We start from the raw sequence: 12,312 nt of genomic DNA, 5'->3' as shown, positions 1-12,312 counted from the left end.
CCGCCCTTTTTCGTTGCAAGCTTGTCATTCTCCCCCGTCATTGCGAGGAGCGTCAGCGAAGAAGCAATCCACGGCGGATCGCCCTGCATGTCGGGCGGTTGGCCACTGGATCGCCGTGCGCCCCTGCGGGTTGCGCGCGGTGACGACGGAGAGGACTTACATCAATGCGCCACCTGCTTGCCGCCGCAGCCATTCTCGCCCTTGCCACACCGCTTGCCGCGCAGGAGAGCGACGCCATGACCAGCCAGGCCACCCAGAACGCAGACCTCACCATCGAACGCGTCTTCGCCAGCCCCGGCCTCGACGGGCCGAGCCCGCGCCAGGCGAAGCTTTCGCCCGATGGTCGCTATCTCACCCTGCTGCGCAACCGCGCGGATGATCGCGAACGCTACGATCTGTGGGGTTACGACCGGCAGAGCGGCGAATGGACCATGCTGGTCGACAGCGAAGCGCTGGGGTCGGGGCGCGAGCTGTCCGAAGACGAGAAGATGCAGCGCGAGCGGGCGCGGGTCGGCAATCTCAAGGGCATCATCGCCTATCAGTGGAATGCGGATGGGTCGGGCGTGCTGGTGCCGCTGGACGGCGATCTCTACCTCGCGAAGCTGGACGGAACGGTCACCCGGCTGACCGATACCGAGGAAAGCGAGCTCAATCCCAAGCTCAGCCCCGAAGGCGAATTCGTCTCCTTCGTGCGCGACCGGCAGCTGTGGGTCGGCCCGGTCGGTGGCGACGCGCAGCCGATCACGCCGAAGGAAGGCGAGCTGATCCGCTGGGGCGAGGCGGAATTCGTCGCGCAGGAAGAAATGGGCCGGATGACCGGCTTCTGGTGGAACCCCGACGATAGCCGGATCGCGGTACAACGGACCGACGAGAGCCCGGTGGGCGTGGTCACCCGCGCGGCGATCGGCGCGACCGGGACCAAGGTGTTCGACCAGCGCTACCCCGTGGCGGGCAGCGACAACGCGATCGTCGAGCTGTTCGTGATGGACCCGGACGGCGCGAACCGGGTGAAGGTCGATCTGGGGGACAACCCCGACATCTACCTCGCCCGGGTCGACTGGGCACCCGATGGCAGCGCGCTCTATGTCCAGCGCCAGAACCGCGAGCAGACCCGGCTCGACATGCTCAGGGTCGATCCCGCAACCGGGGCAAGCGAGGTCTGGTTTACCGAAGAAGCGGCGCGGCCCGACTACTGGATCAACCTGTCGGACAATTACCGCTTCCTCGACGACGGGAGTCTGCTGTGGTGGTCCGAACGCGACGGTTACGGGCAGTTCTACCGCTTCGACGGTAAGGACTGGCAGCAGCTGACCAGTGGGGACGAACCCGTGACCTCGCTGGTCGGACTCAACGAAGAGACCGGCGTGTTCTTCTACCAGGCGACGACCAATGTGCTGACGCAGCAGATCTATCGTGCCTCGCTCGACGGGCAGGCGGATGGCGCATTGCTGACCGACCCCGGCTTCACCAACAGCGCGAGCATGGACCAGCAGGGCCAGACGCTGCTCATCAGCCGGTCTTCCCCCAGCCAGCCGCCGCAAAGCTACCTCGCCGATACCGACGGGCAACGCCTGGCGTGGGTGGAGGAAAACGCGCTCGACGCAGATCACCCCTATGCGCCCTATCTCGCCAGCCATGTGTGGCCGGAATTCGGCACGCTGCCTGCGGAGGATGGCACGCCGCTGCATTACATGATGCTCAAGCCCAAGATGGAGCCGGGCAAGAAGTACCCCGTCTTCATCATGCACTATGGCGGCCCCGGCCCGCAGATGGTGGATCGCGGGTGGAAGGGCGCGCTGGCGCAGGCGATCGTCGACAAGGGTTATGTCTACTTCGTGCTCGACAATCGTGGCTCGGCCAACCGGGGCGTCGCGTTCGAGCAGCCGATCTACCACGCTATGGGCGGGGTCGAGGTGCGCGACCAGAAGGCGGGCGCGGAGTTTCTCAAGTCGCTCGACTTCGTCGATCCTGACAAGCTGGCGATCTACGGCTGGTCCTATGGCGGGTACATGACGCTCAAGCAGCTGCAGGCCGATCCCGGCCTCTACGCCGCGGGCGTGTCCGGCGCTCCGGTCACCCGGTGGGAGCTGTACGACACCCATTATACCGAACGCTTCATGGGCGATCCGAACACAGTGCCCGAAGCCTACGAAGCGGCGAGCGCGATTCCCAAAGCGACGGAGATGACCGACCCGCTGCTGCTGATCCACGGGATGTCGGACGACAACGTGGTGTTCGAGAATTCGACCGAGCTGATCTCGACCTTGCAGGAAGCGGCGGTGCCGTTCGAGATGATGCTCTATCCGGGCTACACCCACCGGGTCAGCGGTCCGAAGATCAGCGTGCACCTGTGGCACACGATCTTCGATTTCCTGGATAGCCACGGGGTAACACCGCCGGAATGAGCGAAAAGCAGTCGACCGGGGGCCAGCTCGGTCTTGCAGCGGTCTGGGCGATCGCGGTCGGCGGGATGGTCGGCGGCGGGATCTTCTCGACGCTCGGCGTGGTCATCTCCAGCGCGGGGCACTGGGCCGCGCTCAGCTTCGTGCTCGGCGGGCTGGTCGCCTATGCCACCGGACACAGCCTTGCCGCGCTGACGGTGGCGAAGGACGAGGCGGGGGGCATCTACACCTTCCTGCGCGACCTCAAGTTCACCCGGCTCGCCCGCTGGTCCGCATGGGTGCTGCTGGCGGGATACGTGCTGACCTGCGCGGTCTATGCCTACACCTTCGGGGCCTATCTGGGGCAGGCGATCGGGGGGCCTGGCTGGCTCCCTCCTGCGATGGCCTCCGCGGTGATCCTGGCGATGACCGCGATCAACCTGCGCGGGGCGGGGCAGGCGGCGGGGGTGGAGATCGCCATCGTCGCGATCAAGCTCGCAATCCTCGCCGCGCTGGCCGCGTTCGGCCTTTCGCAGTTCGAGGTGGAGAAGCTTTCCATCCCTCAGCAACCGGGCCTGATCGGCATCGTGATCGGCGCGGCGTCGGTGTTCATGGCCTATGAAGGCTTCGAACTGGTCGCCTACGACTATGACGAGATGAAGGACCGCAAACGGGTGATGCGCCGGATCATGCCGCTGGCGATCGGCAGCGCGGCGCTGATCTACGTCCTCGTCGCGCTGGCGGTGCCGATGCTCACCGGCACGCAGGCGGTGATTGCGGATGGCGAGGTTGCGCTGTCGCGCGCCGGGCAGGCCGCGCTTGGCACCCCGGGCCTGATCGCGGTGACCATCGCGGCTGCGCTCTCCACCGCCAGTGCGATCAACGCGACGCTGTTCAGCTCGGCCCGGCTGGCGCGCGAAGTGGCGCGCGACGGCGCCTTGCCGGGCGTGCTGGGGCGGGAGAATGCGGAAGGATCGCCTTACTGGGCGGTGCTGCTGCTCGCGGCAGGTGCGCTCGCGCTGGCGGTGATGGGCGGGCTCGACGGGCTGGTGAGCGGGGCGAGCGTGGTCTTCCTCCTCGTCTTCGGCACGCTCAACGCGCTTGCGGTGAAGGAGAATGTCGGCCGTCGCTGGATCACGCTGCCCGGTACGGTGCTCGCATTCGGCGCGCTGGCGGTGCTGGTGCTGCACATGCTCGGAGTGATTTGACCCCGCTAATGCTTGCGGCGCGCGGCGCTTGGCCCCATGTGGCAGTGCAGCACGCACAGGAGTGATTGATGGGTTACAAGGTCGCCGTTGTCGGCGCGACGGGTAATGTCGGGCGCGAAATGATGCAGGTGTTGGCGGAGCGCGAGTTCCCGATCGACGAGATCGTGGCGCTGGCCAGCTCGCGTTCGCAGGGCACCGAGATCGAATTCGGCGACACCGGCAAGATGCTCAAGTGCAAGAACCTCGAACATTTCGACTTCACCGGGTGGGACATCGCGCTGTTTTCCGCCGGTGGCGCGATTGCCAAGGAATATGCGCCCAAGGCTGCCGCTGCAGGCTGCGTGGTGATCGACAATTCCTCGCACTACCGGATGGACCCGGACGTGCCGCTGATCGTGCCCGAGGTGAACCCCGACGCGATCGACGGCTACACCGCGAAGAACATCATCGCGAACCCCAACTGCTCGACCGCGCAGCTGGTCGTGGCGCTCAAGCCCCTGCACGATGCGGCGGGGATCAAGCGGGTCGTCGTGTCCACCTACCAGTCGGTTTCGGGCGCGGGCAAGGAAGGCATGGACGAGCTGTTCCAGCAGAGCCGCGCGATCTTCGTCGGCGACCCGGTGGAGCCAGCCAAGTTCACCAAGCAGATCGCGTTCAACGTGATCCCGCATATCGACGTCTTCCTCGACGATGGATCGACCAAGGAAGAGTGGAAGATGGTGGTCGAGACCAAGAAGATCCTCGACCCCAAGATCAAGCTGACCGCCACCTGCGTGCGGGTGCCCGTGTTCGTCGGCCACTCCGAGGCGGTGACCATCGAGTTCGAGCGTGAGATCACCGCCGAACAGGCGCAGGACATTCTGCGCGAGGCACCCGGCATCATGCTGGTCGATAAGCGCGAGGACGAAGGCTACATCACCCCGGTGGAAAGCGTGGGCGACGGCGCGACCTATATCAGCCGCGTGCGCGAGGACCCGACGGTGGAGCACGGCCTCAACCTGTGGTGCGTCTCCGACAACCTGCGCAAGGGTGCGGCGCTCAACGCCGTGCAGATCGCCGAGCTGCTGGGTCGCCGCCACCTCAAGAAGGGCTGAGCGATGCTCGGCCCCGATCCCGACCAGCAGCGCCGCATGGCGGGCGAGATGGACCGCTCGATCGAGCAGATCGAGCGTGAGACATCCGCCGTCCTGAAGCGTCTGGTCGTGCGTTGGGGGATCCGCTGGGCTGTCGTTTTCGCGGTCATCTTCCTGCTGACGCAAAGCGTCGACTGGCTCGACTGGCTGTGGTGGATCGCGGTGCCGATCGCGGTCGTCTCGCTGGCGGTGCCGCTGCTGTTCCGCCGCTTCCTGACCAGACGGCTGGAGCGGGTTCGCGGCCAGTTCGGCATGTTCGGCGGGCAGGGCGAGACGATCGACGGATCATGGCACGATGCGGGCCCGGCAAGGCGGGACTCGCCGCGCGATGAACCCGCGGGAGTGATCATCGACCAGCGCCCGCGCGAGGATGGCGACGACTAGTGCTTGTGGCACGCGGGCGGCTCTGACACTCTCGCGCCGGAACAACCTCGCTTGGGAGCGTGACATGACACATCGGTTCGGATTGGCCTTGGCCGGGATGGCGGCGCTCTCGCTCGCGGCGTGCAACGACGGCACGCAGGAGCCGCAGCCCAGCGAACCGGTGACGCAGGAGCAGATCGATGCGCAAACGCCCAATGCGCCCGGTGAAAGGTCGATCGACCTGCTGCCGGACGGGCTGGTGATCGCTCCACCGGAAGCAGGCGGCAATGGGGTGGTCCTCAACTTCGGCGAGGATGAGGACGAGGTGGTCGAAGCGTTGACCGCAGTCTTCGGCGGCCCGCAATTCGGCAGCAACGAGGAATGCGGCGCAGGCCCGATGACCTTCGCGACTTTCGACCAGTTCGTCGCCAATTTTCAGGACGACCGCTTCGTCGGCTGGATGGTCAACGGCCCGAGCGAGCGCGCGAGCTTCACCGGGCCCGATGGCGTGGCACTGGGCATGTCGGCGGCTGACCTGCGCAAGCTCTCGACCTATGCCGCGTTTGAAGACAGCACGCTGGGCGAGGAATTCACCGTCGGTGGCAACGAGATGCTCGTCTCGGGCCTGATCGAGGACAATCAGGTCGCGGTGCTGTGGGGCGGGGTGGCCTGCAATTTCCGCTGATCGGAGCGGGGCCGTGCTGACTGCCGATCTCTATTTCAGCTTCCGCTCGCCCTACAGCTATCTCGCGATCGGCCGCTATCGCGCGCTGATGGAGAGCCACGCGGTGGAGATTGCGCTGCGGCCCGTCTGGCCGCTCGCGATTCGCGAACCCGATTTCTTCGAGCGCAATCATCCCAACTGGCTTGCCTATACCGTGCGCGACATGATGCGTGTGGCCCAGTTCCACGGCATTCCCTTCGGCCCGCCGCGCCCCGACCCGATCGTGCAGGATATGGCGACGCGCCGGATTGCGCAGGACCAGCCTTTTATCCGCTACGTCACCCGGCTGGGGCAGGCGGCGGCGCGGCGCGGGAAGGGCGTGGCGTTTGCGCATGAGGCTGCGCAGCTGATCTGGGGCGGGGCGGAAAACTGGCACGCGGGTGATCACCTCGCCAATGCGGCGCAGCGTGCCGGGCTCGACCCCGAGGCTCTGGATGCAGAGGTCGCGGCGCAGGCCAACGCGCTCGATGCGGAGATTGCCGCCAACCAGCAGGCGCTGGAGGACGCGGGCCACTGGGGTGTGCCGACGCTGGTTTTCGAGGGTGAACCCTTCTTCGGGCAGGACCGGATCGAGATGGTCCGCTGGCGGATGGAGCAGAAAGGACTGTCTCCGCGCGCCTAGCCAGCACCCGCTACGTGCGGCCCTTGCGCATCAGGAAGACCATCGGGATCGCCGCCAGCGCGAGCCACATCATCAGGTAGAAATCGTCGATATAGGCGATCATCGCCGCCTGCCGGTTGACCTCCATATCGACCATCGAAAGCACCGTCTGGCCCAGCGGCTGGTAGCGGTCGACTGTCGAAAGGTCGATCGCGTCGATGGTCGCCGAAGTCACATGGCTGCCGAGGTCCGAATGCGCGGTCTGGATGTTCCTTGCGAGCAGCACGGTGGTGATCGAGATGCCGACCGACGCGCCGATCGAGCGCAGCAGGTTGAGCAGGCTCGACCCGTCGGTGCGCAGGTGGCCCGGCAGGGTCGAGAACGCGGTCACGTTGAGCGGGATGAACACCAGCCCCAGGCCCAGCCCCTGGATCAGCCCGGTGACGATGAAATGCCACTCGTCCGCCGCGAGCGACCAGCCCGCCATCATCCACTGTGAATAGGCCGCGATGGCAAAGCCCGTGGCGACCACGATCCGCGCGTCGAGCCCCCGCCGGATCAGCACGCCGGACAGCTGCATGCTCAGCATCACGCCGACCCCGCGCGGCATCAGCACCATGCCGGTGTCGATCACGCCATAGCCGAACAGGCGCTGCAGCATCGGCGGCAACAGCGCCATGTTGGCGAACAGCACCATCCCGATCACCACCATGAACAGCAGTGCGATCACGAAGTTGCGGTCGGCGAAAATGGCCTTGTCGAACAGCGGTTCGCGCGCGGTCGTGAAATGGACGATCGCGATCCACGCTGCGCTCCCCATCAGGAAGGTGTAGAACCAGATCTCGTAAGACTGGAACCAGTCGAGCTGCGACCCGCGGTCGAGCAGCAATTGCAGCGAGGAGAGCGCGATCGCCAGCATCACGAACCCGAACAGGTCGAATTTGCGCCGCTTGCCCTCGCGGTGGGGCAGCTGAGTGATCAGGAGCGCCAGCGCGAGTATGCCGACGGGCAGGTTGACGTAGAACACCCAGCGCCAGTTGGCGCTTTCGGTCAGCCAGCCGCCAAGGATCGGCCCCAGGATCGGCCCGATCATGATCCCCAGACCCCAGATCGCCATCACCTGCGGGTGGCGGCTGGGCCGGGAGCTGTCGAGCATGAAGCTCTGGCTGAGCGGCGGGATGAACGCTCCGGTCACCCCCTGCATGGCGCGGAACAGCACCATTTCGCCAAGGTTCTGCGCCATCCCGCACATCATCGAGGCGATGATGAAACCCGCGACCGAGAAGATGAACAGCCGCCGCGCGCCGACCCGGTCGCCCAGCCAGCCGGTGGCCGGCATCGCGACCGCGCTGGCGATGATATAGCTGGTCAGCACCCAGGTGACGCTTTCCGCATTGGCGCCGAGCGCGCTTTGCATGTGCGGGATCGCGACGTTGGCGATCGTCGTGTCGAGCACCTGGATCAGCGACGCGGCCATGATCCCGACCAGCAGCAGAGGCTGGTTGCGGACCTGGAGCAGAGGCTCGTCGGCGGCCGGAGGCGCGGCGGCTCCGGCAGCGGGTGAGGCAGGGCGGGCGGCGCTTGCCATTGCTTCAGCGGTCGTCGGTGAAGACGGTCACATCGGTAGAAAGTCCGGCGATCAGCCGTCGCGGGCTCTTGCTGGTAATGCGGATCTTGACCGGCACGCGCTGCGTCACCTTGACCCAGTTGCCGGTCGCGTTCTGCGCCGGGAGGACGGAGAATTCCGAACCCGTGCCCGCGCCGATAGTCTCTACCTCGCCCTTGAGCACCAGTCCGGGATAGGCATCCACACGGATTTCCGCGCGCTGGCCCACCCGCATGTCGTCGAGATCGGTTTCCTTGAAATTGGCCTCCACATAGGAACTGCCATCCTCGACCAGCGTGAGGACGGGCAGGCCCTGCACGATCTGCTGGCCGATCTGCAGCCGGTCGGCCTGCGTCACGGTGCCCGCCGTGGGCGCGCGCACTTCCATGCGGCTAAGGTTGAGTTCGGCTCCCGCCTTCTTGGCCTCGCCCGCCGCGATCGCGGGGTTCTGCCCCGGGACGGCAGGGCCGTCCGCCAGTTTGGCCTGCGCCGAGGCCTTGCGAGCCTGCGCCAGACGCAGCTCTTCGCGCGCCTGATTGACCTGGTGCTGGGCCGCGTCGTGCTCGGTCTTGGTCAGGAAGCCCTTCTTGTACAGCGCATCCTTGCGCGCGAAATTGGCTTCGGCGAAGGCGATATCTTCGCGCGCGGCGGAGATCGACGCACCGGTGAGGTCGGGATCGCTGGTCAGCGCAGTACGGCTGGCCTGCGCCTGCGCGATAGCGGCATTGGCCTCGGCAATCTGCACTTTGTAGGGGCGCTGGTCGATCCGGAACAGCAATTGGCCCGGCTTCACCCGATCCCCGTCGGCGACCAGCACCTCGACGATCTGCCCGCCGACCTCGGCCGAGATCGAGACCCGGTCCTGCTGGACGTAGGCATTGTCGGTCGCGACCTTGCCTTGCAGGCTGGACCAGTAGACGAACCCGCCGATCAGCAGCAGCAGGGGCACCACCGCCATCAGCGCGATGCGCCGCCAGCGGCGCTTCTTGGGCGCGTTTGCGGGCGCTTCCTCGGTTGCGGGAGTGTCGCTTGCGATGACGGGATCGGCTTCAGCCATGGGCGGGCTCTTGCATTTCGGGAGTGGTGGAGAGGTTAGCGGAAACCCGGTGAAGTATTCGTGAAAACGCTGCTTGCTCGCCCTCGTCGAGCCCGTCGACCATTTGGTCGAGCAGCCCGGAGAGCGCATCGCGAATGCGCGCGGCCTCGCCCGCGGCGCGCGGCGTCAGGAAGAGCAGTCTTGCGCGGCGGTCGCGCGGGTCGTTGCGCCGTTCGACGAGGCCCGATTCCTCCATCCGGTCGACCATCCGGCATAGCGTGATCGGTTCGACCTCCAGCAGTTCGGCATGAAAGGCCTGGTTCTCTCCCGGCGACCTTTCGAGCGCGAGCAGCAGACGCGCCTGCGGCCCGGTAATGCCGATGGCGCGCACCCGCTCGTCGAACGCACGGCGCAAGAGGCGCGCATTGTCGACCATCAGCCAGCCCAGGTTCTTGTCCATGCGCGCGCATATAATAAGCGTACTTATTACGTGCAACACCGTTGCCGGAGGAGGTCGCCATTTGATAGGCGAGAGGTCAATCTACCGGAGCATTTGCCCCCAATGAGCACAGAAAATTTCCAATCCTTCGACGGCACCACGCTGGCTCTCCACCGGATGGGCGAGGGCAGGCCGGCGGTGCTGTTGCATGGCCTGTTCTCCAATGCGGACATGAACTGGATCCGCTTCGGTCACGCGCTGCGGATTGTCGATCAGGGCTACGAAGTCCTGATGCTCGATTTCCGGGTGCATGGGCAGAGCGAGGCGCCGCATGAGGCGGAGAATTATCCGGCGGGCGTGCTGGTCAAGGATGTCGTCGCGCTGGTCGAGCATCTCGGGCTGACCGACTACGACCTTGCCGGCTTCTCGCTCGGCGCGCGGACGGCGATCCACGGCGTTGCCACCGGCAGGCTTGCCCCGCGGCGGCTGATCCTGGGCGGAATGGGCGTCGACGGCCTGCGCGAATGGGACAAGCGCGCGGCCTTCTTCATCCGCGTGATCGACGAATTCGATGCGATCCCCAAGGGCGATCCGGCCTATTTCTCGATGCAGTTCCTCAAGTCGCAGAAGGTCGATCGAACCGCCGCCCGGCTGTTGCTCGGGAGCATGGAAAACCTCGATCTGGCAGAGCTGGCCAACATCGCCTGCCCCGCGCTGGTGGTCTGCGGCGATGAGGACAGCGACAACGGTTCTGCTCAAGAGCTGGCCGGGATGCTGCCGGACGCAACCTATGCCGAGGTGCCGGGCACCCACATGAGCAGCGTCACGAAGCCCGATCTGGGCCGCGCGATGGCACAGTGGCTGGGCCCGGCAAAACGCTGACGGCCCCGCTTGCTATTACCCCGCGTGACGGTAGTTTCGCGGCCAATCTCAAACGCTACGACAGGATGCCGCCCATGAAATTGCTTCCCGTTTCGCTCGCCGCGCTCGCCGCCGCGTCTCTCGCCACGCCCGCGCTGGCCGACGATCATGGCGCCCAGACCGAGCAGGCGGCCGGGCAGTATCCGATGACGCCCGAAGGAGCCGCAAGCTGGGTCGCGATGGTCGAGAAGGACCTGTTCGACTATTCGGTGCACGCCAGCCAGATCTACTGGGTCAACGCGACCTACATCACGCATGATACCGATGCGCTGGCCGCCAAGGTCGGGGCAGAGGGGACCGAGAAGTCGGTCAACTACGCGCTCGAGGCGGCAAAATACGCCGAGATCGACGGGCTCGATCCCGAAGTCGCCCGCAAGCTCGACATCCTGCGCAACGGCATCGTCCTGCCCGCGCCGACCGCCGATGGCGCGGCGACCGAGCTGAACGAGATCGCGACCAGCCTCAACAGCCAGTACGGCAAGGGCAAGGGCACGCTGAACGGCGAAGAGATCAGCGGTTCGGACATCGAAGCGGAGATGGGCAATCTCGAACGCACGCCCGCCGAACTCGCGGAGATGTGGGCCAGCTGGCACACCAATGTCGGCGCACCGATGAAGGACGACTATGCCCGTATGGTCGAGATCGCCAATGAAGGCGCGAAGGAACTGGGCTTCGACAATGTCGGCACGATGTGGCGTTCGGGCTACGACATGCCGCCGGAGGAGTTTTCCGACCAGCTGGAGCGTATGTGGCAGGAGGTCGCGCCGCTCTACCAGTCGCTGCACACCTACGTGCGGACCAAGCTGAACGAGAAATACGGCGACGATATCCAGCCCGCGACCGGCCCGATCCGCGCCGATCTGCTGGGCAATATGTGGGCTCAGGAATGGGGCAATATCTACCCGCTGGTCGCACCCGCAGGCTCGGGCGATCTGGGCTATGACATCGGCGACCTGCTGACGGCGCAGGGCAAGGACCCGATGGACATGGTGAAGATCGGGGAGGGCTTTTATTCCTCGCTCGGCTTCAAGCCGCTGCCCGAGACGTTCTGGGAACGCAGCATGTTCACCAAGCCGGAAGATCGCGAAGTCGTGTGTCATGCCTCCGCCTGGGACGTGGACAACAAGGACGACATCCGCATCAAGATGTGCATCAAGGTGAATGCGGACGACTTCGTCACCATCCACCACGAGCTGGGCCACAACTACTACCAGCGCGCCTATAACGACCAGCCCTACCTCTACCTCAACGGCGCGAACGATGGCTTCCACGAGGCGATCGGCGATTTCATCGCGCTGTCGATCACGCCCGAATATCTGGTCCAGATCGGCTTGCTCGATCGCAATGACGTGCCCAGCGCGGACAAGGATATCGGCCTGCTGCTGCGTCAGGCGATGGACAAGGTCGCGTTCCTGCCCTTCGGCCTGCTGGTCGACAAGTGGCGCTGGGGCGTGTTCGACGGATCGATCACCCCGGCCACCTACAACACTGCGTGGCACGATCTGAAGCGCGAATATCAGGGCATCACCCCGCCGGTCGAGCGGCCCGACGACGCCTTCGATCCGGGCGCGAAATATCACATCCCGGGCAACACGCCCTACACCCGCTACTTCCTCGCACGCATTCTGCAGTTCCAGTTCTACAAGGCGGCGTGCGATCAGGCGGGCTGGGAAGGGCCGCTGCATCGCTGTTCCTTCTACGGCAACAAGGAAGTGGGCGAGAAGCTGAACGCCATGCTCGAAATGGGTGCCAGCAAGCCGTGGCCCGACGCGCTGGAAGCGTTTACCGGCAGCCGCGAGATGAGCGGCAAGGCGATGATGGAATATTTCGCCCCGCTCAAGGAATGGCTCGACAAGCAGAACGCGGGCAAGCCCAGCGGATGGTGATCGCACCGGCGGCA

Annotated in this window: 11 protein-coding genes; 8 read left to right on the top strand and 3 right to left on the bottom strand. The window is 65.6% G+C overall.

Annotation, left to right across the window (positions count from 1 at the left end; genetic code table 11):
• Positions 1-164 precede the first annotated feature (164 nt).
• From K7H93_RS02395 to K7H93_RS02370, 6 genes are all read left to right on the top strand, one after another.
• Positions 165-2,405: a DPP IV N-terminal domain-containing protein gene (locus tag K7H93_RS02395; protein ID WP_230782286.1), complete on the top strand. Its 2,241-nt coding sequence runs from the start codon at positions 165-167 to the stop codon at positions 2,403-2,405.
• Entirely contained in the window at positions 2,402-3,589 is a 1,188-nt protein-coding gene (locus tag K7H93_RS02390) for an APC family permease (RefSeq protein WP_230782284.1), read from the top strand. The genes K7H93_RS02395 and K7H93_RS02390 overlap by 4 nt, the downstream gene beginning before the upstream one ends.
• A 68-nt stretch (positions 3,590-3,657) precedes the next feature.
• Positions 3,658-4,683, top strand: a complete 1,026-nt coding sequence (locus K7H93_RS02385; protein WP_230782282.1) for an aspartate-semialdehyde dehydrogenase — start codon at positions 3,658-3,660, stop codon at positions 4,681-4,683.
• A 3-nt stretch (positions 4,684-4,686) separates the two neighbouring features.
• Positions 4,687-5,106 (top strand): hypothetical protein, encoded by a 420-nt coding sequence (locus K7H93_RS02380; protein ID WP_230782281.1) that lies wholly within the window; start codon positions 4,687-4,689, stop codon positions 5,104-5,106.
• Between the two features lie 64 nt (positions 5,107-5,170).
• Positions 5,171-5,770 carry a hypothetical protein gene (locus K7H93_RS02375; protein ID WP_230782280.1) on the top strand — a complete coding sequence of 200 codons (600 nt, stop codon included), beginning with the start codon at positions 5,171-5,173 and terminating at the stop codon, positions 5,768-5,770.
• Positions 5,771-5,783: 13 nt separating this feature from the next.
• Complete coding sequence (locus K7H93_RS02370; protein WP_230782279.1) at positions 5,784-6,431, top strand: 2-hydroxychromene-2-carboxylate isomerase; 648 nt, start codon at positions 5,784-5,786, stop codon at positions 6,429-6,431.
• A gap of 10 nt (positions 6,432-6,441) precedes the next feature.
• Here K7H93_RS02370 and K7H93_RS02365 read toward each other — a convergent pair whose 3' ends face one another.
• Genes K7H93_RS02365 through K7H93_RS02355 form a run of 3 tightly spaced genes read right to left on the bottom strand, consistent with a single transcriptional unit; the run spans position 6,442 to position 9,512 of the window.
• Positions 6,442-7,998, bottom strand: a complete 1,557-nt coding sequence (locus K7H93_RS02365; RefSeq protein ID WP_230782278.1) for a DHA2 family efflux MFS transporter permease subunit — start codon at positions 7,996-7,998, stop codon at positions 6,442-6,444.
• A gap of 4 nt (positions 7,999-8,002) precedes the next feature.
• The gene (locus K7H93_RS02360; RefSeq protein WP_230782277.1) at positions 8,003-9,073 is read right to left on the bottom strand and encodes an HlyD family secretion protein; all 1,071 of its coding nucleotides are present in this window, start codon (positions 9,071-9,073) and stop codon (positions 8,003-8,005) included.
• Positions 9,066-9,512, bottom strand: coding sequence for a MarR family winged helix-turn-helix transcriptional regulator (locus tag K7H93_RS02355; protein ID WP_230782276.1), 447 nt, complete (start codon positions 9,510-9,512; stop codon positions 9,066-9,068). Before K7H93_RS02355 ends, K7H93_RS02360 begins: the two co-directional genes overlap by 8 nt.
• 102 nt (positions 9,513-9,614) lie before the next feature.
• On the opposite strand from K7H93_RS02355, the gene K7H93_RS02350 reads away from it, so the two are divergent.
• Both K7H93_RS02350 and K7H93_RS02345 read left to right on the top strand, forming a co-directional pair.
• A complete protein-coding gene (locus K7H93_RS02350) occupies positions 9,615-10,373 on the top strand; it encodes an alpha/beta fold hydrolase (RefSeq protein WP_230782274.1) in 759 nt (252 codons plus the stop codon).
• Between the two features lie 74 nt (positions 10,374-10,447).
• The gene (locus K7H93_RS02345; RefSeq protein WP_230782273.1) at positions 10,448-12,298 is read left to right on the top strand and encodes a M2 family metallopeptidase; all 1,851 of its coding nucleotides are present in this window, start codon (positions 10,448-10,450) and stop codon (positions 12,296-12,298) included.
• The last annotated feature ends 14 nt before the right edge of the window (positions 12,299-12,312 follow it).

The organism is Citromicrobium bathyomarinum, from assembly GCF_021021475.1.
GTDB lineage: Bacteria > Pseudomonadota > Alphaproteobacteria > Sphingomonadales > Sphingomonadaceae > Alteriqipengyuania > Alteriqipengyuania bathyomarina.
This window is presented reverse-complemented; position numbering and strand designations above follow the sequence as displayed.

What these genes read in the sequence shown, in the direction of transcription:
- K7H93_RS02395 (WP_230782286.1), top strand. Translation starts at nt 165, where the DNA reads ATGCGCCACCTGCTTGCCGCCGCAGCCATTCTCGCCCTTGCCACACCG.
- K7H93_RS02345 (WP_230782273.1), top strand. Translation starts at nt 10,448, where the DNA reads ATGAAATTGCTTCCCGTTTCGCTCGCCGCGCTCGCCGCCGCGTCTCTC.
- K7H93_RS02355 (WP_230782276.1), bottom strand. Translation starts at nt 9,512, where the DNA reads ATGGACAAGAACCTGGGCTGGCTGATGGTCGACAATGCGCGCCTCTTG.
- K7H93_RS02390 (WP_230782284.1), top strand. Translation starts at nt 2,402, where the DNA reads ATGAGCGAAAAGCAGTCGACCGGGGGCCAGCTCGGTCTTGCAGCGGTC.
- K7H93_RS02365 (WP_230782278.1), bottom strand. Translation starts at nt 7,998, where the DNA reads ATGGCAAGCGCCGCCCGCCCTGCCTCACCCGCTGCCGGAGCCGCCGCG.
- K7H93_RS02385 (WP_230782282.1), top strand. Translation starts at nt 3,658, where the DNA reads ATGGGTTACAAGGTCGCCGTTGTCGGCGCGACGGGTAATGTCGGGCGC.
- K7H93_RS02380 (WP_230782281.1), top strand. Translation starts at nt 4,687, where the DNA reads ATGCTCGGCCCCGATCCCGACCAGCAGCGCCGCATGGCGGGCGAGATG.
- K7H93_RS02360 (WP_230782277.1), bottom strand. Translation starts at nt 9,073, where the DNA reads ATGGCTGAAGCCGATCCCGTCATCGCAAGCGACACTCCCGCAACCGAG.
- K7H93_RS02350 (WP_230782274.1), top strand. Translation starts at nt 9,615, where the DNA reads ATGAGCACAGAAAATTTCCAATCCTTCGACGGCACCACGCTGGCTCTC.
- K7H93_RS02375 (WP_230782280.1), top strand. Translation starts at nt 5,171, where the DNA reads ATGACACATCGGTTCGGATTGGCCTTGGCCGGGATGGCGGCGCTCTCG.